At 49.8% G+C, this 23,448-nt stretch carries 24 protein-coding genes; 14 read left to right on the top strand and 10 right to left on the bottom strand.

All coding sequences use genetic code 11. The features are described from left to right. Positions 1-6 precede the first annotated feature (6 nt). Entirely contained in the window at positions 7-1,323 is a 1,317-nt protein-coding gene (rhlB, locus tag R3289_RS10450) for an ATP-dependent RNA helicase RhlB (RefSeq protein WP_318925479.1), read from the bottom strand. 113 nt (positions 1,324-1,436) lie between these two features. Here rhlB and trxA point away from each other — a divergent pair, with 113 nt between their 5' ends. The 6 genes from trxA (at position 1,437) to fre (ending at position 7,526) form a co-directional block, all read left to right on the top strand. Further along, positions 1,437-1,763, top strand: coding sequence for a thioredoxin TrxA (gene trxA, locus R3289_RS10445; protein ID WP_318925443.1), 327 nt, complete (start codon positions 1,437-1,439; stop codon positions 1,761-1,763). Between the two features lie 195 nt (positions 1,764-1,958). Continuing rightward, positions 1,959-3,224, top strand: coding sequence for a transcription termination factor Rho (gene rho, locus R3289_RS10440; RefSeq protein WP_318925442.1), 1,266 nt, complete (start codon positions 1,959-1,961; stop codon positions 3,222-3,224). 238 nt (positions 3,225-3,462) lie between these two features. Beyond that, positions 3,463-4,458: a hypothetical protein gene (locus R3289_RS10435; protein ID WP_318925441.1), complete on the top strand. Its 996-nt coding sequence runs from the start codon at positions 3,463-3,465 to the stop codon at positions 4,456-4,458. A gap of 165 nt (positions 4,459-4,623) precedes the next feature. Then, on the top strand, positions 4,624-6,504 hold the full coding sequence (ubiD, locus tag R3289_RS10430; RefSeq protein ID WP_318925440.1) for a 4-hydroxy-3-polyprenylbenzoate decarboxylase: 1,881 nt from the start codon (positions 4,624-4,626) through the stop codon (positions 6,502-6,504). A 20-nt stretch (positions 6,505-6,524) separates the two neighbouring features. Next, positions 6,525-6,806, top strand: a complete 282-nt coding sequence (locus tag R3289_RS10425; RefSeq protein ID WP_318925439.1) for a 2Fe-2S iron-sulfur cluster-binding protein — start codon at positions 6,525-6,527, stop codon at positions 6,804-6,806. Positions 6,807-6,815: 9 nt separating this feature from the next. Beyond that, the gene (gene fre, locus R3289_RS10420; protein WP_318925438.1) at positions 6,816-7,526 is read left to right on the top strand and encodes an NAD(P)H-flavin reductase; all 711 of its coding nucleotides are present in this window, start codon (positions 6,816-6,818) and stop codon (positions 7,524-7,526) included. Positions 7,527-7,648: 122 nt separating this feature from the next. Here the strand turns inward: fre and R3289_RS10415 are convergent, their stop codons facing one another. Further along, positions 7,649-8,524, bottom strand: coding sequence for a carboxylate/amino acid/amine transporter (locus tag R3289_RS10415; RefSeq protein ID WP_318925437.1), 876 nt, complete (start codon positions 8,522-8,524; stop codon positions 7,649-7,651). A gap of 139 nt (positions 8,525-8,663) precedes the next feature. Further along, the gene (locus R3289_RS10410) at positions 8,664-9,086 is read right to left on the bottom strand and encodes a universal stress protein (RefSeq protein WP_318925436.1); all 423 of its coding nucleotides are present in this window, start codon (positions 9,084-9,086) and stop codon (positions 8,664-8,666) included. 263 nt (positions 9,087-9,349) lie between these two features. On the opposite strand from R3289_RS10410, the gene ftnA reads away from it, so the two are divergent. The 4 genes from ftnA (at position 9,350) to R3289_RS10390 (ending at position 12,934) form a co-directional block, all read left to right on the top strand. After that, entirely contained in the window at positions 9,350-9,877 is a 528-nt protein-coding gene (gene ftnA / locus R3289_RS10405) for a non-heme ferritin (protein WP_318925435.1), read from the top strand. 71 nt (positions 9,878-9,948) lie between these two features. Next, the gene (gene uspB / locus R3289_RS10400; RefSeq protein ID WP_318925434.1) at positions 9,949-10,287 is read left to right on the top strand and encodes a universal stress protein UspB; all 339 of its coding nucleotides are present in this window, start codon (positions 9,949-9,951) and stop codon (positions 10,285-10,287) included. Positions 10,288-10,461: 174 nt separating this feature from the next. Further along, positions 10,462-11,577 carry a mechanosensitive ion channel family protein gene (locus tag R3289_RS10395; RefSeq protein WP_318925433.1) on the top strand — a complete coding sequence of 372 codons (1,116 nt, stop codon included), beginning with the start codon at positions 10,462-10,464 and terminating at the stop codon, positions 11,575-11,577. Between the two features lie 169 nt (positions 11,578-11,746). Continuing rightward, complete coding sequence (locus R3289_RS10390) at positions 11,747-12,934, top strand: NAD(P)/FAD-dependent oxidoreductase (protein ID WP_318925432.1); 1,188 nt, start codon at positions 11,747-11,749, stop codon at positions 12,932-12,934. Between the two features lie 48 nt (positions 12,935-12,982). Here the strand turns inward: R3289_RS10390 and R3289_RS10385 are convergent, their stop codons facing one another. The 6 genes from R3289_RS10385 to R3289_RS10360 all read right to left on the bottom strand — a co-directional run bounded on the left by R3289_RS10385 (position 12,983) and on the right by R3289_RS10360 (position 18,969). After that, positions 12,983-13,564, bottom strand: coding sequence for a TetR/AcrR family transcriptional regulator (locus R3289_RS10385; protein WP_318925431.1), 582 nt, complete (start codon positions 13,562-13,564; stop codon positions 12,983-12,985). 90 nt (positions 13,565-13,654) lie between these two features. Beyond that, positions 13,655-15,088, bottom strand: a complete 1,434-nt coding sequence (locus R3289_RS10380) for a coniferyl aldehyde dehydrogenase (RefSeq protein ID WP_318925430.1) — start codon at positions 15,086-15,088, stop codon at positions 13,655-13,657. 138 nt (positions 15,089-15,226) lie between these two features. Then, on the bottom strand, positions 15,227-15,805 hold the full coding sequence (locus R3289_RS10375; RefSeq protein WP_318925429.1) for a tRNA-uridine aminocarboxypropyltransferase: 579 nt from the start codon (positions 15,803-15,805) through the stop codon (positions 15,227-15,229). A gap of 97 nt (positions 15,806-15,902) precedes the next feature. Next, a complete protein-coding gene (locus R3289_RS10370) occupies positions 15,903-16,949 on the bottom strand; it encodes a hypothetical protein (protein ID WP_318925428.1) in 1,047 nt (348 codons plus the stop codon). Between the two features lie 79 nt (positions 16,950-17,028). Further along, positions 17,029-17,826, bottom strand: coding sequence for a Cof-type HAD-IIB family hydrolase (locus R3289_RS10365; protein ID WP_318925427.1), 798 nt, complete (start codon positions 17,824-17,826; stop codon positions 17,029-17,031). 114 nt (positions 17,827-17,940) lie between these two features. Further along, on the bottom strand, positions 17,941-18,969 hold the full coding sequence (locus tag R3289_RS10360; protein WP_318925426.1) for an alpha/beta fold hydrolase: 1,029 nt from the start codon (positions 18,967-18,969) through the stop codon (positions 17,941-17,943). Positions 18,970-19,218: 249 nt separating this feature from the next. Here R3289_RS10360 and rhtB point away from each other — a divergent pair, with 249 nt between their 5' ends. The 3 genes from rhtB (at position 19,219) to R3289_RS10345 (ending at position 22,328) form a co-directional block, all read left to right on the top strand. Next, entirely contained in the window at positions 19,219-19,836 is a 618-nt protein-coding gene (gene rhtB / locus R3289_RS10355; RefSeq protein ID WP_318925425.1) for a homoserine/homoserine lactone efflux protein, read from the top strand. 107 nt (positions 19,837-19,943) lie between these two features. Next, positions 19,944-21,164, top strand: a complete 1,221-nt coding sequence (locus R3289_RS10350) for an EAL and HDOD domain-containing protein (protein WP_318925424.1) — start codon at positions 19,944-19,946, stop codon at positions 21,162-21,164. A 159-nt stretch (positions 21,165-21,323) separates the two neighbouring features. Further along, positions 21,324-22,328 (top strand): acyltransferase, encoded by a 1,005-nt coding sequence (locus R3289_RS10345; protein WP_318925423.1) that lies wholly within the window; start codon positions 21,324-21,326, stop codon positions 22,326-22,328. Positions 22,329-22,361: 33 nt separating this feature from the next. On the opposite strand, the gene R3289_RS10340 is transcribed toward R3289_RS10345, so the two are convergent. Further along, positions 22,362-22,694 carry a DUF2500 domain-containing protein gene (locus tag R3289_RS10340; RefSeq protein WP_318925422.1) on the bottom strand — a complete coding sequence of 111 codons (333 nt, stop codon included), beginning with the start codon at positions 22,692-22,694 and terminating at the stop codon, positions 22,362-22,364. 257 nt (positions 22,695-22,951) lie between these two features. On the opposite strand from R3289_RS10340, the gene R3289_RS10335 reads away from it, so the two are divergent. Beyond that, positions 22,952-23,320 carry a DUF4145 domain-containing protein gene (locus R3289_RS10335; RefSeq protein ID WP_318925421.1) on the top strand — a complete coding sequence of 123 codons (369 nt, stop codon included), beginning with the start codon at positions 22,952-22,954 and terminating at the stop codon, positions 23,318-23,320. Positions 23,321-23,448 lie beyond the last annotated feature (128 nt).

Below are 23,448 nucleotides of genomic sequence, written 5' to 3'. Positions count from 1 at the left end.
CATTTCTTACTGTGATTTCTGTGGTTGTGTGCGTCGGCGGTTATTACGTTGACGCGACTGGCCCTGTCCCTGACCTTGACGTTGTGAACTATTGCGACGGTTACCACCCTGGCGCGGCGCACGATGGACGCGAACAGCGGCAGGCAGGTCATCTAGCAATGCCTCGGCATCGTACTTCGACTGCGGAATAGCGTGTCCGATATAGGTTTCAATGGCAGGCAGGTTGATTGCATACCCTTCACAGGCAAAGCTGATCGAGTGACCGCTTTCACCGGCACGACCGGTACGGCCGATACGGTGTACATAGTCTTCAGCATCATCTGGCAGATCATAATTAAAGACGTGTGTCACCTGGGGAATATGCAGGCCCCGTGCCGCCACATCAGTCGCGACCAGAATATCGAGTTCACCCTGAGTGAATTGTTCCAGAATATTGATACGTTTTTTCTGCGGTACATCACCGGTTAGCAAGCCAACACGGTGTTGATCTGCGGCAAGGTGTGCCCAGATATCTTCACAGCGGTGCTTGGTATTGGCAAAGATAATCGCGCGATCGGGCCATTCTTCTTCAATCAGGGTCTGTAACAGACGCATTTTGTCCTGATTGGATGGGTAGAACAACTCTTCCTGGATGCGATGACCTGTTTTCTGATCAGGCTCGACAACCACACTTTCCGGGCTGTTCATGTGCTCGAATGCCAGCTCTTTCACACGGTAAGACAATGTTGCAGAGAACAACATGTTTAAGCGTGCTTTAGGCGCAGGCATGCGGCGGAATAAGAAACGGATATCTTTAATAAAGCCCAAATCGAACATGCGATCCGCTTCATCAAGAACCACAGCCTGGATTGACGCCAGATCAATAACACGTTGCTTATAGAAATCGATAACACGGCCGCAAGTACCGATCAAGATATCGACACCCGCTTCCAGGGTTTTTTGCTGCTTCTCGTAGGCTTCGCCACCGTAGGCAAGACCTGCTTTGAGGCCAGTGCTTTCGAGTAACGGTTGAGCATCATTGAAAATCTGGATCGCCAATTCACGCGTAGGGGCAAGGATAATTGCCCGCGGGTGGTTAGCTTTGTGATCTTCTGATGCAGGGTTAAGGATCAAATGGTTAAAAGTCGCAGTCAGGAATGCCAGGGTTTTACCTGTCCCTGTTTGCGCTTGACCTGCAATGTCTTGGCCGGCGAGCACTACCGGCAATGCCAAGGCCTGGATAGGGGTACAATAATGATACCCTTTAGCTTCCAGTCCTGCTAAAACCGTAGGGTGTAAACCTAGGTCGGCAAATTTCTGCTCTGTGATGTGAGTCGTCTTCATTCGCATAGAATATCAGCTTAGGGTTGCAATACGAAACGGATTCCATTCAAATAGGGCATCGATTTGCTGGTTAAAATAAAATCAGCTAAAAAAATCAACCATTGGAGTGGAAGATGAGCGACAAGATTGTCCAGCTTACGGACGCAAGTTTTGACAGTGATGTAGTTAATGCTGCGGGTCCGGTACTAGTCGATTTTTGGGCTGAATGGTGTGGTCCTTGTAAAATGATTGCCCCAATTCTTGACGAGATCGCAAACGAGTATCAGGGTAAACTGACTATCGGTAAATTGAATATCGATCAGAATTCAGCAACCCCGCCTAAGTTTGGTATCCGTGGTATTCCGACATTGTTATTGTTTAAAGATGGCGGAGTAGCGGCAACGAAGGTTGGTGCGCTGTCTAAGACCCAGCTTAAAGAGTTCCTGGACGCGAACCTATAAGCTATCATACGCGAACTGTGTGCAATTTCTCAGTTGTGCACAGTTTGTCTTCCGACTATGCTAGACGGAAGGAATGTTTAGTGATAACGTGTTGCTCGTATACTGTTGTATCGTTCATTTCTTGACCAGCCCATTGGTCAATTCTATCCAAACTAATATAGAACCCCCATTTTGACAGACAAGAAACCCACCACTATGAATCTTACAGAACTGAAGAACCAACCTATTCCAAAATTGGTTGCGCTTGGCGAAAGCTTAGGATTAGAAAATCTGGCGCGTTTGAGAAAGCAGGACATCATATTTTCCATTCTCAAACAGCACGCAAAAGGTGGTGAGGACATTTTTGGCGATGGTGTTCTAGAGATTCTCCAAGATGGCTTCGGCTTCCTCCGCTCCTCAGACAGTTCATACCTTGCCGGCCCCGACGACATCTACGTTTCTCCTAGCCAAATCCGCCGTTTCAATCTTCGTACTGGTGACACTGTCTCCGGAAAGATTCGTCCTCCCAAAGACGGTGAACGTTATTTCGCGTTATTAAAAGTAAACGAAGTTAACTACGATAAACCGGATAACGCCCGTAACAAGATTTTGTTTGAAAACCTGACGCCGCTGCACGCGAACGATCGTATGCGCATGGAGCGTGGTAATGGTTCGACAGAAGACATCACCGCTCGTGTTCTTGATTTAGCATCACCGATTGGTAAAGGTCAGCGTGGCCTGATTGTTGCTCCGCCTAAAGCGGGTAAGACCATGTTGCTGCAGAATATCGCGCAAAGTATTGCCCACAACCACCCTGAGTGTGAGTTGATGGTATTGCTTATCGATGAACGTCCGGAAGAAGTGACCGAGATGCAACGCCTGGTGAAAGGTGAAGTGATTGCATCAACGTTTGATGAGCCAGCATCGCGCCACGTTCAAGTGGCAGAAATGGTTATCGAGAAAGCGAAGCGTCTGGTTGAACACAAAAAAGACGTGGTTATCCTGCTTGATTCCATCACCCGTCTGGCGCGTGCATACAATACCGTTGTTCCTTCATCGGGCAAGGTGCTGACCGGTGGTGTTGATGCCAACGCACTCCACCGTCCTAAGCGCTTCTTCGGTGCAGCACGTAACGTTGAAGAAGGTGGTAGTTTAACCATCATCGCAACAGCGCTGGTTGATACGGGTTCTAAGATGGATGAAGTTATCTACGAAGAATTTAAAGGTACAGGTAACATGGAACTGATCCTGTCCCGTAAGATTGCTGAGAAACGTGTTTTCCCTGCGATTGACTTCAACCGCTCTGGTACCCGTCGTGAAGAGCTATTGGCGAAAGCGGATGAGCTGCAGAAAATGTGGATTCTGCGTAAGATCGTTCACCCAATGAATGAAACCGATAGCATGGAGTTTTTGATCGACAAGCTATCGATGACTAAGACGAATAATGAATTCTTTGACGCGATGCGCCGTCAGAAGTCTTAATCAAGACTGCTTAAGTCACAAAATAATAAACGCCACCTAGTGTGGCGTTTTTTATGGGTTACAATTACGGCATACTAAAAACAGCATTCGATTAATGTTTTTTAGCGGTGAATCGTTAACATGCCATCACGGCGATACTTGACCAGGAAGGCGAGTAGGCAGTGCGCGATCACACTCGACGACGGCAACACCTCGACGATAAAAAACAGAATGGATTTACTTACCGTAAGGAGACGGCATGCGACAAGGAATGTGCATGGCACTCTTGCTATTTGCCGGAGGCGTTCACTCTGCACTGGCAATTGAAGTAACAGAGCAAGAGGTCCAACAGGCTGCAGTATCATCACAAGTGGTGAGTCGGGTCGCGGCATTAACCCGCTTATACAACAACGGTGATTTTCGTGCCTTAGAGTTTAACTTGTCTCAGTTGGCACCGTTACAGCAGGAAGCGGTGCGGGCACAACTGGTACAACATGCGGCTGAGTTTGGCCGGCTCGATCAAATGAAAGCAAACTGGCTGCAAACTCAGGCCGAGCGTAAACCTGCTTTTACCGTGGTTGAGCAGGGAGATGGCTACCTGGTCACGAAATCAGCCTTTCACTATGGCGCCCAGTCACGCGCTTTAGTGTTGCACTGGCAGCAAATTCTGCAGGCCCAAGAGATGGTGGAGCAGGCCGAAGCCGGTTCCTTGATCCTGTCCAAATGGCTGACGGGGGGGAGCCATACTCAGAAACAACGGCGTAATATTTTCCTCGAACAGTTACCCAATTTATCATCCGGTGCGATCGCAAAGCTGGTGGCGCAATTCTCTTCCGACTCGCATCTTATGTGGCTGCCAGATAATGCCATTATTGCCAGCCTGGCGGCATTATCCGGTGATCAGTCCTTGTATCACCTGCTGTGGCGCCGCCGTACCGATCAATATAGTCTGGCTGAACTGAATCGTTTGGCTGATCTGGCGCCATCGTCACAGGCTGTTGAGCAGTTGATGGCTGCGACAATAAACCCTTCCCTCAAGCAACAGGCATACCGTGCACTGGCGGTGCAGAAACCGATGTCACCGCAGACCCGTGAGTTTCTGGTGGATAAACTTAACGAAGTCGATGACGGCCATGTGGTCGCGACGCAACTTGCTCAGCAAGGTTATGCCAGCTGGTTAAAGCAAATTGCAGCATCGAGCCGCAATCAGGTGTTGCAGAAAAACCTGCAGCTGGCGCTGACGGAGTTGCCGTAGCTGCGCACTTCAGTGGTGAAGACAACTTATCCTTCTGTTGCCGGTGATTGCTTGGTTTTTGCAGTGTGTTCAGGTTAACAAATCGTTATAATGTCGCGAACTTGAGAGCAGATAGCAGCAACCCTTTGAGTCTTGCTGCTTTATTATTGGCAACGGGTAGAACCTATGAAATTCAAGGATCTGCGAGATTTTATTGATTACCTCGAACAAGAGGGTCAATTAAAGCGTATTCAGCAGCCGATCGATCCAAATCAGGAAATGACCGACATTTGCGACCGTACCTTGCGTGCGGGTGGCCCGGCATTGTTATTTGAAAACCCTGTCGGTTATGACATGCCGGTACTGGCTAACCTGTTTGGTACCCCGGAGCGTGTTGCCATGGGGATGGGCCGGAAAGAGGTCAAAGAACTGCGTGAAGTCGGCGAATTGCTGGCGTACCTGAAAGAACCCGAGCCACCGCGCGGTTTTCGCGATGCGATTGACAAGCTGCCCGTGTTCAAGCAAGTGCTGAATATGCCGGTCAAGCGTTTACGTAAAGCTCCTTGTCAGCAAGTGGTATGGGAAGGCGACGAGGTTGATCTCGATAAAATCCCTGTCATGAGTTGTTGGCCGGGCGATGTTGCTCCATTGTTGACCTGGGGCCTGACCATCACCAAGGGGCCGAATAAAAAACGCCAGAACCTCGGTATCTACCGTCAGCAGAAAATAGCCAAGAACAAGATCATCATGCGCTGGTTGGCCCATCGTGGCGGTGCGTTAGACTTACGAGACTGGATGGAAACCCATCCGGGCGAACCGTTCCCTGTCACGGTGGCCTTTGGTGCCGATCCGGCCACCATTCTGGGTGCGGTAACCCCAGTGCCTGATACGTTATCGGAATATGCGTTTGCCGGTTTGCTGCGTGGCAGTAAGACGGAAGTGGTGAAGAGCCTTAGTAATGAGCTGGAAGTACCCGCCAGCGCCGAAATTGTGCTCGAAGGCTACATTAATCCGAACGAGTTTGCCGATGAAGGCCCTTATGGCGATCATACCGGCTACTACAACGAAGTTGAGCGTCACCATGTGTTTACCATTACCCATGTGACGATGCGTAAAGACCCGATTTATCACAGCACCTATACAGGCCGTCCGCCCGATGAGCCTGCAGTATTAGGTGTTGCCCTGAACGAAGTGTTTGTGCCGATTTTGCAGAAGCAGTTCCCAGAAATCGAAGATTTCTACTTGCCGCCGGAAGGTTGTTCGTACCGCATGGCCGTGGTGACGATGAAGAAGCAATACCCAGGTCATGCCAAGCGTGTGATGATGGGCGTGTGGTCATTCTTACGTCAGTTCATGTATACCAAGTTTGTGGTTGTGTGCGACGATGATGTCAACGCACGTGACTGGAACAGTGTTATTCAGGCGCTGACAACCAGAATGGATCCGGTTCGTGATACTGTGATGATAGAGAACACACCGATCGATTCGCTCGACTTTGCGTCTCCTGTCGCAGGCCTTGGCTCTAAGATGGGACTGGATGTCACCATTAAGTGGGAAGCTGAAACGGTTAACACGCCATGTGTCAACGCTCAGACAAAACCATCTTTCGATATTGAAGAGGGCACCCGCACCTTACTTAAGCAATTTCCAGAGATTGTCGACTTCTATTTACCACCAGAAGCGGACGCCAATAGCATGGCCATTGTGAGTATCAGAAAAGATGCTGCAGGCCATGCTCTTCGGGTGATGGAGGGAACCTGGTCGTTCCTTAGTCAGTTTACGGACGGCAAGTTTGTCATTGTATGTGACGATGATGTCAATGTACGTGACTGGAATGATGTGATCTGGGCGATCACCACCCGAATGGATCCAAGCCGCGATACTTTGCTGATCGGTAGCACACCGATTGATTCATCTGCGGTGGGCTTTAGCTCCAAAATGGGGCTCGATGCAACTAACAAATGGCAGGGGGAAACCGATCGTGAGTGGGGAACCCCGATCACCAAAGACCCCGAAATTGTTGCCAAGATCGACGCTATCTGGGATGAACTGGGTATTTTAGGGTAAATTTTTTAGATTAATTAACCATGTCAGAAACTACCGCGAAGCATCAGATACACCTGTTGCCGCACGATATTGTATTCACTGCCAGCGAGCAGGAAACCGTATTGGAAGCTGCGCTCAACGCAGGCATTGCTTTTCCTAACCGCTGTCAGGTCGGTGCTTGTGCCATGTGCATGTGCCGTAAAAAAATGGGCGAGATAAGTTACCAGCTAGAGCCTATGCTTACTGAGAACGAGCAAGCCGAAGGTTGGATCTTTGCCTGTCAGGCCGTAGTGAAGAGTGACTTGGTAGTAGAGCTAGACTAGAGGAAAAGAATGTCCATCAAATGTGAAGTAAAGTCAGTCGAGTCATTAGCCTGTAATACATTTAAGATTTTATTACAGCCTGAATACCCCGTTGAATTTAAGGCCGGTCAATACTTGTTGGCAGTCATGGGTGAGAAAGATAAGCGCCCGTTTTCGATTGCCAGCAGCCCTTGCCGTGAAAATGAGCTGGAGCTGCATATTGGTGCCGCTGAACATAACCCTTATGCCATCGAAGTGGTTGAGGCGATGAAGGCTGCACTGGGGTCTGGTGAGCCTGTCGAGATTGAAGCGCCGTACGGTGACGCATGGGTGCGTGAAGATAGCGACAAGCCTTTGCTGTTGATTGCCGGTGGTACCGGTTTTTCATATGTTCGCAGTATTCTTGATAATTGCCTGAGCCGGAAAATCAAGCAACCGATTTTCATCTACTGGGGGGGGCGTGATGCGTGCCAGCTTTATGCTGATGATGAACTACAAGCGCTAGCGGCCCAGCATAGCAACTTGACCTATGTGCCCGTTGTCGAATCAGCACCAGAAAATTGGCAAGGTAAAGTGGGTAATGTACTGGAAGCGGTGAGCAATGACTTTATCAGCTTGTCGGCTTACGATATCTATCTGTGCGGCCGGTTTGAAATGGCAGGGGCAGCGCGCGAGCTGTTCACTGCAGAAAAAGGCGCTGATCGCGAGCGTATGTTTGCTGACGCGTTTGCATTTATTTGATGAAAAGGCCCTAGGAAGAGCAGGTTCTAGGCCCTAGGAAAATCAAAAGCGAGAGGCAGATGCTTCTCGCTTTGTTGTTATATAGGAGGGAGGGGGTGTCCACAAGGGCCACAGAACCGCTCTTATCCCGTTCTTTCCATTTCGACTTTTCGCTTTACCCAGGTTTCATTGAGCCACAGCGATGCCATGATGATCACACCGCCGATGATCAGGCGCGGGTAGTCGACATCACGGTTCCAAATCACAATGTTCACGATTAAGCCTGCCGGCACCAAGGCATTGTTCATGATTGCCAGTGCGCCGGCATTGACCATTGTCGCCCCTTTGTTCCAGATAAAATAGCCCAGACCGGAAGCGACCGTACCCAGGTAAATCAAAATGCCCCACTGGGTAGATGTCGTTGGCAGCTTGTCGATATTGCCAAATAACAGGAACATCGGCAGTGCGACACAAATAGCCCCTAAGTAAAACAGGCCAAAGACCGTATGCTGCGGTAAATCGGCCTGTTCCTGCTCCATGATGTGCTTGTAACCGACCTGGCCGATGGCAAAGCAGAGGTTGGCACCTTGTACTATCAGGAAGCCGATAATGAAGTTCTCATTGATCCCGGAAAACTTGATCACCGCAGCACCGACAACGGCAATCACGGCGGTCAACAGATACCAGGCAGAAAATTGCTTATGCAGAAAATCATAAAGAAGGGTGACATAAATGGGCGTGAAGATGGTAAACAACAGCACTTCAGGTACGCTTAAATAGAGGAATGACTGATAGTAGAAGCAGTACATGAGTCCGAGCTGAAAAGCCCCGACGGCCATGAGTTTCAGCGCCAGCTTTGCATGCAGATGTTGCTTGCGCAGAAAGGGAAGAAAAACCAGTCCCGCCAGTGCAACTCGGGTAAGAACCGAAAACCAGGCATCAACCTGTCCCGCCAGATAGACGCCAATCAGGCTGAAGGAAAAAGCCCATAACAGGGTGACAGCAGATAAATATCCCATTTGACCGATAATTTTATATTTCTCAAGGTGGCGCTAGTTTAACCGAATTTACCTCGTTGAAATATCAAAAAATCAAAGGGGAGATCCCTCGGAAAGAGAGGAGGCGAACAGCTTGAATCCTGCTCGCCGGGTATACCTTTTATTTGAGAGGGACGATCAGCAGATCGACCGGGGTATGGTTCATCAGCTGTTTGGTGGAAGAGAGGATCTTGCTCCAAAAGTCCTGGTGGTGGCCACAGACCACCAGCTCTACATCCAGATCATTGATGGCCAGACAAATTTCGTCACTCAGATCACCGCTGCCAACCAGAGTATGGGAAACCGGGTAGTTAGCCTTATCGGCCAGCAGGTGCAGCTGCTTTTGGGCATCGTCAGCCATGCGGTGCTGGGCATCAGCCAGGTTGATATCAATCAGGCCGGTATAGAGTTCGGCATAATTGACATCAATATGAATAAGGGAGAGTTTTGCGTCGAGAGATTTGGCGAGCTGGGCCGCTTTATCGACCAGAACGAAACTGTCTTCAGAGAGATCGATTGCGACTAAAATGTGTTTATAAGCCATACCTTGCATTCCTTATCATGGTTTTTTCTCATGCTAGCATTGAGTATAGGGGAAAAATATCGGCTGGATCGCATCCTTAATGGCAGGAGGTCCAAGTGATGCTGATAATAAATCACTCTAAAATTTAAGCTTTTTTTTAATCTGGCGCGTATGTTATGTGATACTAGGGAACGTTAAGCGATTATTTTGTTTGCGCGAATGGCAAACTTAGTTATGCACAGTAGCCATGTGTTTATTACACTGAAATAGATAGGAGTAGTGCAATGTTAGCTCAAACAATGGTTGAGAAACTGAACGAGCAAATCAATCTGGAATTCTTCTCTTCAAACCTTTACTTGCAGATGAGTGCATGGTGTGAAGATAAGGGCTTTGAAGGTGCTGCAGAATTTCTTCGTGCCCATGCTGTTGAAGAAATGGCGCACATGCAACGTTTGTTCACGTATGTGAGTGAAACCGGTTCAATGCCGCTGCTTGGTGCGATTGAGGCACCAAAGCATGAGTTTGCTTCGTTGGGTGCTGTTTTTCGTGAAACCTATGAGCACGAACAGCTGATCACGGAAAAAATTAATAAACTGGCTCATGTTGCATTTACGACCCAGGACTACTCCACATTTAATTTCTTACAGTGGTATGTCTCAGAGCAACATGAAGAAGAAAAATTGTTCAAAGGGATTCTGGATAAGATTGAGCTGGTGGGTGAAGATGGTAAAGCGCTGTTCTTTATTGATAAAGATTTGGCAGCCATGGCCAACGCTGAGTCGACATCTGTGATGGATACACAGGCTGGCTAACAGCTCTGAGGGCGTAGCCTTGCGCCCTCTCCGCTCCCCAGCTTGTGACGGAAGTTGTTTGGGGGTTTGTTATGATTAGTGGTGATGCCTTTTTATTTGCACTGTTTTTAGTTGCTGTTATTAATGTCTCCAGATATATCAGCACCTTAAAGACGCTGCTGGCGGTGATGCGAGAATGCGATCCGCTACTTTATCAGCAAGTTGACGGCCGGGGGTTTTTCACCTCTCAGGGGAACGTCAGTAAACAGATCCGCCTGTTTCACTATATTCGTAGTCAGCAATATCAAAAGCATCATGATCCTGTCTTTATAGCCAAATGCGTCAAAGTACGTAAGTTGTTTGTGTTGGCCAGTACTTTTCTGATGGTCTTTTTTGTGTCTATTTTTGTGGTGGCTTATCTAGGGATGTAACTGGAGAAAATTGTAACCTGGTTCGATCACGAACAATTACAGATTGCTTATGGGAGCCGCTCGGCTTAGCGTAATGCTCATCCTAGGTATCGCAGATACAAGGGCCTGTCTATCTTTCAACATTGCAGCAATCATGTTGAAAGATAGACAGGCCCTAATAACGAACGGTTTTTTATGAGTAAATTGATGCAATGGTGGTTATCCCTGGAGCAAGGGGGCAGCCACGACTGGATGTCTAATGTTGGCCTGCTACTGGTGTTAAGCGTTATTTTATGGGGATCCTGGTTACTGATCACCCGACGCCTGTCTCATATGGCGGAAAAAACACGGATAATATGGGACGATGCACTGGTGGCAGCGGTACGTCGTCCGGTCAGCTGGTTGATCTGGCTGTGGCCTGCCGTGCTCTCTGTCGGGATCATTATTGATAATACCAGTCAATATCCGACGACCTTTCTGGCTGTGGTCCGCCAGTTGTTACTGCTCTGGACGTTTTCCTGGGTGCTGCTCCGCCTGATCAGCAATGTCGAAGCCGGCATGTTGGTCACCGCGAAAGACGCTACCACCATCCATGCGGTTTCTAAAATATTGCGCCTGATAGTGGTGGTGATCGCTGCCCTGGTGATGATGCAGAATCTTGGCCTCAGTCTGTCCGGGGTACTCACTTTTGGTGGTGTCGGCGGCTTGGTTGTCGGTATGGCTGCCAAGGACTTACTGGCTAACTTCTTCGGCGGCATGATGATCTATCTAGACCGCCCGTTTAAAGTGGGTGACTGGATCCGCAGTCCGGATCGCGAGATTGAAGGAACGGTTGAACGGATTGGTTTCCGGGTGACCGTGATCCGTACCTTTGATAAACGTCCGCTCTATGTACCGAACTCGGTGTTCAGCTCTATTGTGGTTGAGAATCCCTCCCGGATGTTCAATCGCCGGATAAAACAGAAAATCGGCCTGCGCTTTCGCGATGCCGCGGTAGTCGGCGATGTGGTGAACGACATTAAAGTCATGCTGCGCCAGCATCCGGAGATTGATACTGGCCAGACCCTGATTGTCAGCTTTGATAATTACGGTCCGTCATCGCTCGATATTCTGGTTTATACCTTTACCCACACCATTGACTGGATCACTTACAAAGAGGTTCAGCAAGATGTGATGCTTAAAATTGTCGACGTGGTACATCGTCATGGCGCTGATTTCGCCTTCCCGACCACGACGCTGCATATGGCAGAGCCGTCAATGGCAGCAATGGGGAATGCGTTTTCCGAGCTGGAGTCATCGCCGTATTCTTAATTACCGATGCCCACGCCATCCCAAGCTGTAACTTCCTCCGGGGATAGAATTACGTTTGGTATTCACGGGCGAGGCGGTTAAAATAAGTGCAATTATTGAGAGGGATGCTGACCGATAGGTATGGGCATCCCTTTTTCATTGCAAGGTGATTCAGGGTTTAGGTACAGAGATGGCAGACAAGTTTGATGTAGTGATTATTGGTGCAGGCGCGGCAGGGCTGATGTGCGCGGCGGAAGCGGGTAAACGTGGCCGCTCTGTGCTGGTGGTCGATCACGGTAAAAAACCGGGACGGAAAATTCTGATCTCCGGCGGTGGCCGCTGTAACTTTACCAACTATGATGTGGCGGCGAATAATTTCGTCTGCCGCAACCCGCACTTTGTGAAATCGGCACTGTCGCAATACACCCAGTGGGACTTTATTGCGATGATTGCCAAGCATGACATTGGCTATGAAGAGCGCGATCACGGCCAGCTATTTTGCGAAGATTCTGCCAAAGAAATCGTCAGCATGCTGCTGGCAGAGTGTGATCTGCCAACGGTAGAGCAGCGCTATCGCTGTGAAGTACACAGTATCAGCAAGACGGAAACTGGCTTTAGCCTCAAGCTCAACGCCAATACCGTCGAATGTGAGTCGTTGGTGATTGCCACTGGTGGGCTGTCGATGCCCAAGCTGGGTGCAACCCCGTTTGGCTATCAGGTTGCTGAGCAGTTTGGCCTGAAAATGGTGCCGACCACGGCCGGACTGGTGCCCTTTACTTTGCATAAAGAAGAAAAAGAGGCGTTTGCTGAATTATCGGGCATAGCGATCCCGGTGGCGGTTGACGCCGAAGACGGCACTCATTTTAAGGAAAACCTGCTTTTTACTCACCGCGGCTTGTCCGGTCCGGTGATTCTGCAGATCTCGTCTTACTGGACGCCGGGGCAGAAGGTGACCATTGATTTACTGCCGGATCTCGATCTGGCGGAAACCCTCAACGTTATGCGCGAGACACACCCGAACCAGAGCCTGAAAAACGCGCTCTCGCGGCTATTGCCAAAACGCCTGATTGAGGCCCTGATTGAGCGTGGGGATCTGTCAGACAAGCCGTTGAAGCAGTATAACGAGAAAGAGATCACCGCGCTGGCGGCATATTTCCATCAGTGGGCTATCGCGCCAAACGGCACGGAAGGCTACCGCACGGCAGAAGTGACCCTGGGCGGCGTCGATACCGATGAGCTGTCATCAAAAACCATGGAAGCGAAGAAAGTGCCGGGTCTGTTCTTTGCGGGCGAGGTGATGGACGTCAGCGGTTGGCTGGGCGGCTATAACTTCCAGTGGGCGTGGAGTTCCGGCTATGTCGCCGGTCAGCATGCGTAATTATGTAATTAGCGGGCTGAATAGAAACGGGAGCATGGCTCCCGTTTTTTATGCCAGCTCCCGGATGGCTGCCAACCCTTGCCAGAACATCTGAAACGCCCCGTCCTGATAGGCTTGCTGGCGCGCCAGTTCCGGTTGTTCAACAAACAGGGTTGCGGTTGCCAGGTAGTGATAGTGGCAATAGTTGAGTACCAGATCGAGTGGCAGGCTCGCCAGCTCCCCCTGCTGTTGCCCCTGTTTAATCACATCAATCAGAAAGGCCATGGAAGCGCTCATCACTTCTTGCTGCTGGCTGATGCCAAATTGCGGATTGTTGGCAATTTGCTGTAAAAACTGCAATTTCTGCGGGTTATCGACGGCCCATTGCAGGGCATGTTGCCAGTAATGGTGGACGAGCGCATGCAAATCATCATGAGCCTCGGGCTGGTCAATCGCCTGGCCGAGATCCGATTTGATTTCATGGTATAGCGTCATAACCAGTTCTTGTTTATTGGCAAAGTGGTGAAACAAGGTGCCTGTGGCGACATTGGCCTGCTTGGCGATTTTGGCGGTGGCGGTAGCCTGAATACCTTGCTCGACAAAAAGGCGGAGTGCGGTGTCTAACAGTTGCTGTTTCTTTTCAGTGGCCATATTGGGATGCTTCGGTTTGGTTTGTTAACACAGGGAACCAGTCTGGCAGAGCCAGACTGGTGCGGTACAGTTTTAGGGTAAAGACAAAGCTTAACGTAAAAAGAAAGCCAGCATCAGTTTTTGCAGCCAGCCACCGTAAGGGGGCGTAACCAGCTTGGCGGTATTGATTTTCCCCCGGCTGAGTACCGTCTTGGCCTTAGAAAAAGTCAGGAAGCCTTCTTTACCATGGTAGTGCCCCATCCCTGACGGTCCGACACCGCCAAATGGAGCATCATCGGCCGCGACATGGAATACCGTTTCATTGATGCACATACCACCGGCATGGCTGGTGGTTTTAACCCGTTGCTGCAGCTCAGCATCGAAGCTCATCAGATACAGGGCCAGCGGGCGGGGGCGTTGCTGGATGTATTCCAGTGCATCATTTACCTCACGGTAAGGGATAACGGGCAGTAACGGGCCAAAAATCTCTTCCTGCATTAGCGTCATTTCATCGTTGGTATCAAGCACCAGGTGGGTGATCATCCGGTGTTGCAGATCATCGCGGTTGTGCTCATGGCAAGGGATCACCGTGGCCCCTTTGTGTTCTGCCTCTTCGAGCCAGCTGCTCAGGCGCTGGTACTGGCGCTCATTGATGATTGAAGCAAAGTCTTGATTGGCAACACCCTTCGGATACATCTTATTGAACTGTTTTTTGTATTCCGCGACAAAGTTATCGACTTTATCTTCCGGCACCAAGACATAATCCGGTGCCACGCAGATCTGGCCGGCATTGAGGCTTTTGCCATAAATCATCCGCTCGACCGCAATATCAACCGGCATATCCGGGGCAATAAAGGCCGGTGATTTGCCGCCCAGCTCAAGGGTGACAGGGGTGAGATTATCGGCGGCGGCGTGCATGACATGGCGGCCGACGGCGGTAGAGCCGGTGAAAATCAGGTGATCAAACGGCAATGCGCTAAAGGCGGCGGCAACATCGGCCTCACCTTCAAAGACGGCCACTTGCTGGGGCTGGAAGATCTCAGTCAGTAATTCGCGCAACACTTTATTGGTGTGGGGGGTGAATTCACTGAGTTTGATCATCGCGCGGTTACCGGCAGCCAGGGCGGTAATTAACGGGCCAATGCTCAGCATCACCGGGAAGTTCCACGGTACCACAATACCGATGACGCCGAGAGGCTGGTAAACCACTTCGACTTTTCCCGGGGCCAGCAATAAGCCGGCATGACGCTTAGACGGCTTCATCCATTTCTTCAGGTGCCTGATGGTATAATTGATATTCATCACGCAAGGCAGGATATCGGCCATTACGCTGTCTTGCTGGCTGCGCTGGCCATAGTCCTGATTGAGCGCTTCACATAATGCGGTTTTATGCTGGAGCAAGGCGTGTTTGAGTGCTTTCAGCTGGCTGATCCGCAGCGCGTGATCCGGCATCGGCTGGGCCTGAAAGCGGCTGCGTTGCTCTTTTAATGTCTTTTGCATGGCTGCATTATCTAAATTGCTGACTACCGGTTCTGCCATTGTCATCACTGTTCCCTCTCTGCTTTCCATGTTATGCCGGACACACGGTATGAAACCGACTGATTGGTCGGTTAAAGTGTAGTGGATAAACAGGCAGAAGCAACCTTATTCATATTTGGCCGTCATTGGTTGTCGCATTAATGATTATTGCTTGGTATGGCCGCTTTTATCGGCATGGAATACGTTGTTAAATGCAGTGAAATAGCGATGAAGCTGTGCGGCTTGTTGCGGTTCCGCCAGAAGTTCCAGTAGCGCAATGCCGGCTTCACAGGTACACAGGTTGCCGGCTTGCTGGTTGCGTCTTAGCTGGTAGGCCGATGTCTGTTGCGGGGTTAAGGCCAGTCGTGGCAGCGCTGCCAGCCAGGGGCTTTTGCGCACCATTTTCCGTGCTTCCTGCCAGGTGGCATCGAGGAGCACAAACAGCGGGATTGTGCCGGGTGCGGGTTGAAAAGGACTGGCCGGGTGCTGTTCATCGCTGGGAAATAACAGCCAGGGCTGAAACTGACTGTCGCTGAGCTGTTGCAATAATGCTTGCGGCGGATTGACCCGATCCCAGCGGTAACGTTGGCAATGCGGCAGAGTGCGCTCTAACAGAACGCCGGTATTGGTCTCTTTATGGCATTCTTTGGGGTGGGTGAGCAGGATAAAGTGAGCTCTGCAGCTCAGTTGCGGCTCAACATGACAGATGCAGTTATGGTGAAAGCCACAGCGCGGGCAAGACATAATATGGTTTCTCTGGAAAAGTTGGAGTATATCACCGGGGGAAGTCTGGCATATCCCCGGTGAGAAGAGCAAGCGAGCGGATTGCGGCTGCCGGTGATTATTGCTTGTCTAACTGTAACCCCTCACGGCCTAAGCTGTAGGTCTGGCCGTTGATCCTTTCTTCATACACACTGAGATGCCTGCCGGTGAGGGTAAACAGGCGCTCACTGTTGAGGCGTCGCCCCTGATGTTCGGTCATCATCACCTGTACGGTATTTTCTCCCGCCTGTTGCCAGAAGCCGGTTTCCACAATACTGGGATCCTCATTCTGATAATCATAGGTTGTGATGGCGGAGTGATCCGGGTTAAGGGTGACAATGGTGGTCAGCCCTGAGGTGCCCTGCGATTTGCTACGGTATTGGCCGGCCCAGTGCTGGGTGACATCCGTTGCGCCTAAGGTCGCACAGCCCTGATACCGCTTGCCTTGCCATTGCAGCACTGACCGCCAACCGAACAGGGTATCGCTCATGGTGTCGTTACATTGTGCTTGGGTTAAGGTGAGATCGAAGCCTTTGCCATGGTATTGCTGTTTGCCGGCAACGGCCGATTGGCTGGTGATGGCTTGACTCTGGCGATCCTGTCCTATTTGCAGCAGGGTAACCTGACTGTCTTTAATTTCAGCGGCCCAGCCAGGCTCATTGCCAAAAGCGCGGGTGGTGTGCGGGGCTTGCTTGCACCCGTCGCTCATTTCGGCTGAAATCAGGTTGATCTGTTTGGTGTTAAAACGACCGTCATAGTCGGCCGCGAACCCTTGGGTCGGTGCGGGCTCTAAGTAACCGATCACTTCGGCATACATGGCCTGATACCCTCGCGGGGTGCTCTGGGCCAGTGCTTCACGATCGGAAATCGGCGTAGTGAGCCAGTATTGCTGGCTGCTGCCACACGGTTGGATGCTGTTGCTTTCATGGCCGAGGATGACCATACCGCGCATCATAAAGGCCTGAATGGTTGTGCCATCAGCTGTTTTGTCTGTCAATGTGGGGGTGGTTTCGAGGGCGCTTGAAGCAATTGCGTCTGAAGGCACCGGTGATGAGGCTGTTGAGCAGCCCGTTAAGACGGCAATTGCAGCAAAGGGTAAGGCTAGCCGAATCCATGGGTGTGTCATTCAAATACCTCTTCACGATCAACGGTTCGTTAACCACAAAAAAGCTGCACTTAGCAGCTTTTTGGGGCAGGGTGGCGTATTACAATAAGTTGTTAGCGAGGTAATGGGCGACCGCTTCATCACTACTAGAGCCGATGACTTCATGATTTGGCAGGGCTTTTTTCACTTTCTCGTGGGAGGTGCCCATCACCAGCCCTTTACCGGCCATGGTTAACAGTTCGACATCATTCATACCGTCACCGAAAGCAATACAATCATTCAGCGCATGGCCTTTTTCCTCGGCAACCGCTTTCAGCGCATGGCCTTTGGAGACGCCGGCATCCATTACTTCCAAGCACCACGGGGTTGAGAACGCAATGTTGGCCCGCCCAGCCAGTTGCTCGTTGAATCGGTTTTCCCATGTCACCAGTTTATCGTGATCTGCGTCATGGCGAATAAAGAAGACCTTGGCAACCCCTTCCAGTGGCGGGTTGTTGACGTCAAAAAGCTGGTAGCTAAAGTTGTCATGAAAATCTTTTAAACTGTCGTCTTCTTCGCTGAGCAGCCAGTCATCATTACGATAAATATGGATTTTCATTTCATTATCGTCTTTGGTCATCTCAATGAGTGTTTTAACAACCTCTGCCGGAACATCCTGTTGGAATACCACCTCCCCCTGACTGTTGTGTACCCGGGCACCGTTTGAGGTGATCATATAGGCAGGGATCCCCAGTTGCTCACGCATGTTCGCGACATCGATGTGATGACGACCGGTGGCAAAAACAAAGTCTTTGCCTTGCTGGTGTAAGCGGTTTAGCACATCTTTGGTGAATGGGGTGATTTTATGGTCCGGGGTTAACAGCGTACCGTCTAGATCTGAAGCAACAATTTTGTACATGGAAACTCTCGATAATAGGAACGGGGGACGGTGCAGGTCGTCTGGCCTGTACCTAATTAGTATGATGAATTTTAAACTACTTCTCGTCAGAAAAAAGAGGCTATTATTATGTTTTTACACTTCCGCCTTTTTGTCCGGCTCTGCTGTCCTTTTAAGGGTATTCTGGTTCAGGTGCAAGAGGGTCGCTGCCAGTACCGGATTACGGTATTGGTCTTGCTCAAACAGCAGTTCATGGCGGGCGCCTTCAATGATTTTCAGCTGGCAAGGACGGTCGGCCTGAAGCATGGCCCGATAAAAGCGCAGGTGGGCCAGGTTATCAACAATATGATCGGCACTACCCTGGAGAAGTAAAATGGGCGTGGTGATTTGCGCGGCCTGCTTAATACAGCGGTTAGCCGCAGCCAGACCTTGCCAGACCCAACGGGCACTCGGGCCGCCGATTTTCAGCTCCGGTTTGTTCTCATACAGGTCGCGGAACCACTCATAGCGGACCTGGCTCTGACAAAGCGGGTTGCCGATGAAGGGTTTAGGATAATAAGGTACCTGCCCCGGTGCGTAATCTGGCTGGCGCCGCAATTGCTCGACGACTCTGGCGAGCGGTGAGGCAATAGGCTTCATCCAGTTTGACACTCGGATACCGTGCATTGGTGCACTCAGGACGGCGCTATCGATCAGCGTCGGATACTGAGCCAGAAACAGGGTGGCAATTGTGCCGCCCATAGAGTGGCCCAGCATGAAGTGTTGCAGGTAACCTTTCGGTTTGACCACGGTATCGAAAAAGGTTTTGAGATCGCTGACATAGTCATCAAATTCTTCAACATGGCCCAACTCGGTATCTGGTGTCAGACGATCAGAAATACCCTGACCGCGGTGATCCAGGGCATATACGTCATAACCTTGCTTGATTAAATCGTAAAATAGCTCCTGGTATTTCCAGTAACTCTCGACACGGCCGTTGACCACGATAATCGCTTTGTCATGATTATAACCGGTCAGGCTGACCCAGCCGATATTGAGATCATCGACCCCCTGAAACATGCCTTCCTGCCGATGTTGCCACATGCTAGCGACCGGGCCTGCCATGGTCTCGGTGAACTGGAACTCCTGAGTAAAATCAAAGTAATGGGGTGGTTGGGCTGTCATGTAATCCCTTAGTTTGGCAAACCATAATGTTGATACTGGCGATTGATATTAAAAAGTATAACCCAATCCCTCTGGTATTAAGCAATACCTGAGGGATTGGTTCAGATGCTTATCCCGATTGTTCAAACAGCGCGATATTTATCAGAGCTTAAGTTAGGATCAGGTAGAATAATTAAAACCTGATTGCTATAAATCGTTTTTTGGTGCCATTGATCGGGTTATTGGCTGTAATTAGTATGGAGTGTTGTTGTGAATATTGACGTTTGGTTGGCCTATCTGGCGACGGCTGTGGTTTTCAGTTTTGCCCCGGGTTCGGGCACCGTTAATTCTATCAGTAATGGTATGGTTTATGGTTTTCGTAAGTCCCTGGCGTCTATTTTAGGTCTGCAGATTGGCTTGGCTTTCCATATTATTTTGGTGGGGGTCGGGCTGGGGGCGATTGTCGCGCAGTCGGCACTGGCGTTTACGGTGATCAAATGGGTCGGTGTGGTGTATCTTATCTGGCTTGGCGTGCAGAAGTGGCGTGAAAAAGCGACCTTTGATGTGAATCGTTCAGCGCAACCCGTTTCTGCCGGCTCGCTGTTTCGTCAGGCTGTGATGGTGAATATTACTAATCCTAAAACAATTGTGTTTCTGGTCGCTTTATTCCCTCAGTTCCTTAATCCGGCTGAACCACAAATGGTGCAAATAACCGTGCTGGGTATTACCACCGTTGTTATCGATACTTGTGTAATGTTGTGTTATGTCACGTTGGCATCGAGATTAACGGGGTATATTCGCTCATCTCGTGTCATGGATACCTTAAATCGTGTCTTTGGTTCCATGTTTATTGGCTGTGGTGCTTTACTCGCTTCTGCTCGTGCTTAATGATGGAGCGTCAGACGCTATCGTTCGTTGTTTACCGTTATTCTGATATGATCTGAACAGTTGCTCGATCATCATATTATGGATTAAAAGGATAATTACAGTCACTCATGTATTCTTATGTCGCTCGTCAGCCTATTTTTAACCGTCAGCAACGCACTGTCGGTTACGAGCTGCTATTTCGTGATGGAGAGAATAATGCGTTTCCGTTAATTGAAGCCAATAAAGCAACCTGCCGGCTGTTGGTAGAAAATTATATGGCCGTGGGAGATAACCTCGCCACTTCCGGTCAGCGCACCTTTATCAACTTCCCCCATGAGAGCCTGATTAAGTCACTGCCTCTGATGCTGCCGAAAAATCGGGTCATCATTGAAGTACTGGAAACCTGTGTACCTGATGACGAATTGTTTGAGGCCATTAAATTTTTACACAGCACTGGCTATGTGATTGCCCTTGATGATTTCGAACTGTCTGAACAGTGGCTGCGTTTCTTCCCGTATGTGCACATTATCAAACTGGATTTAATAACACTGGGGGTGGATCAAGCCTGTCAGTTCGTGGCTCGGTATCAGAAGCATAAGCTGAAGTTTCTGGCCGAAAAAGTGGAAACCCATCAAGATTTTGAAACCGCCTACCGGGCAGGGTTCCATTTTTTCCAGGGGTATTACTTCAGTAAGCCGGAGCTGCTGAAGAATCGTCAGGTAGAACCCAAAAAGCTGACCACAGTACGTCTCTTGCAGGAGATCTGCCGTGAGCCGGTTGACTTTCAACGGGTAGAACAGATCATCGGTAGCGATGTCTCACTGTCTTATCTGTTACTGCGTTACGTGAATGCGGCAAGTACCCGCACTATTGAGCCGATCAGTTCGTTCAAACAGGCATTGGTGTATCTGGGAGAAGATAAAATCCGGATGTTTGTCGGTGTGGTTGCCACGGCACATGCCGCGCTGGATAAGCCCAAAGAGCTATATTCGCAGTCATTGCAGCGGGCGCGGATGTGTGAGGTACTGGCAAGAAATAGCAGCCTTAACGCAAAAGCCGATCAGGCCTTTCTCATCGGGATGTTTTCATTGCTTGATGCGTTGCTGGATAACTCTCTGGAACAGCTGGTGGCATTATTGCCGCTGGAGCAGGAGGTGGAAGTGGCGTTGCTGAACCATCAGGGGCTACTGGGTCAGGTGCTCGACCTGTTAGATGCCTATGACCATGCCGACTGGCCGCGAGTCACTGAGTGTTGCCATGACTTAGGTATTAAAGAAGATTTGGTTGCAACCAGTTATCGGCAGGCCGTGATCTGGGCTGCGAAATATAGCCGGTATTCATCACTATAATTCCCTCTCAGTAAAGACATGGCCGAAGAGCAGCAGCGCAGACAGCATATTATCTTATCCCTATTCTCCGGATCATCCTGACGGGCTGACTGCTATATTCAGAGGCGAGAGGTGAGATCGTAGCGTCTTTCGGCAAGGGCCCGGCAGGAGGTGTAGATCGTGAGAGAGAAAGTGTGGTTTTTTGATCTGTTGCGATGTCTGGCAGCGGTGGCGGTGGTAGTGATCCATGTGCTGGGGCCGTACCGTGATCAGCTCGGGGTGATCACCGATAATGAATGGATCACGGCCATCAGCTTTAACAGCTTCAGCCGCTGGGCAGTACCGATATTTATTATGATCACCGGTGCCCTGATGCTGAGTGATGCCCGTGATTTTGAGGCCAAATACTATGTGAAACGCCGTTTGGGCAAAGTGCTGCTGCCCTTTTTAGTCTGGTCAGTGTTCTATTCGGTATTATCCGGACTGACCCGGGCCGGCTTTGATCCTGCCGTGGCGTTGCAAACCCTGCAAGCCTTACCGGTACATGAAACCTACTACCATCTGGGCTTTTTCTACTATTTTATTCCGCTCTATTTTGTTGTGCCGTTCTTCCAATGGCTGGTGCGAAAGTATGACCGTGGCAGTGTGGTTGGCATCACCGGCGTCTGGTTAGCCCTGACAACCTTATTTCTGTTCAAGGTGGATGGATTTTGGAGCCATGAACTGATCCTTTACAGCGGTTACCTGCTGTTAGGCTACTGCCTTTTTCGGTTTCGCTGGCCTTCACTGCCATGGTTACTACCGCTGGGTATTGCGGCATTGCTGTTAACAGACTACATGGTGGTGAGCAACAGCCTGATGAACGGGGAGTACACGGTCGGTCGCTGGCTCTCGTATAAAACGTTGAACACAGTGCTTATCGCCGCGATGATATTTGCCGTATGCCAGCGCTATGGTGAACAGCCGGGTGAATTCTGGCGGCAAAAACTGGCGTTTATGAGTCGCTACAGCTTAGGGATTTACTTATTGCATCCGGTATTTTTATGGCCAGTCAGAGAGTTTAGCCTCTATTTTGCCCATCCCATTATTATGATCCCGTTCTGGACCTTGATCTGTGGCGGGCTTGCCCTGATAGCCAGCTGGCTGTTAGCAAAAAGCAGTAAGACTGCCTGGCTGGTGCCTTAACCAGCCAGAAAGACCAGAGATGCCAAGGCCGGGTTAGTCTCTTTGCAAAGCGAAGTGAACAAAAGTGCGGCCTTTGTAGGTCATAATCCCTTTATCGCCGGGATTTAAGGCGTGATAGTAGTGAATACCCACCATGAATTCACGCTTAGGGCCCCCTTGTTCGGGCTGGACATAAATCCAATAGTCTTCGTTATCTTCGCCTGGCTGCGCACCGATAACGGGGACATTCTGCTTATCTAAAATCTCGACTTTAATTTTTTTTTCCGGAGCGCTTTCACCCAGAATATGGCGACGATAAAATCTCACATAGTAAAAAACAGAAACAATGAGTAGCGTGACGATAGCCAGAATAATCCATATTGGCACCAGTTATCTCCTTAGCAGGCTCGGTAACGTTTTGTAAAACAGCATTATTATCTGCTCAACCTGAGAACGATATCAGCAGGCGATGAATTCGTGATCCTGGCAGGATTTTCGGGCGAACAGCGCAAGGAAATCGGACACTGAAGTATAATTGTAATATCAGGACAGCAACGATTCGGTTGTAAATCAGTGTCAGCATGCTTTGCATGGCAGTCGACTCGCGCTAAGGTAAAACAAAGATCAGTCAGGAAGGAAAGCCTATGGCAAATATCGAAATGGTAGTGACACGCTCGCGGCGTATCGAGCATTTGCTTCGTCAACATTATCATGCAGAAGGAAAAGGACTTCACCAGTTAATCAATAGTTGCGAAGAGCGTCTGCCTCATGAAATTCTGCCAAAGCTGCGTTTTATTGCTTCAGTGCGCAATAAAACGGTGCATGAAGAGGGCTACCAGTTAGACGACAAACAAGGTTTTCTCAGTGCTTGTCATGATTGTGAAAAGGAACTGACTCCGCGGAGCGGACGCTTTGTCTGGAGCGCCGCTGTGTTACTGGTGCTGGGCTTTACTGCGCTGGCTATCTGGTTCTATTCCGTTCACTGGCATCATATTGTCTTATCCCCGAAATAGTTCTTAATCTTCTATCGCAATATGCCCTGGGCTCTGTTTTTGTAACAGGGCCTTTTTGTTTATCAATCTATTGTATTGACTGAATTACTACGGTTATCTGCTTGATCGCAGAGCATTTTCAGTGATTG

The organism is Photobacterium sp. (assembly GCF_033720175.1).
GTDB lineage: Bacteria > Pseudomonadota > Gammaproteobacteria > Enterobacterales > Vibrionaceae > Photobacterium.
The sequence above is the reverse complement of the archived record's forward strand: the minus strand, read 5'-3'. Positions and strand labels throughout refer to the sequence as shown.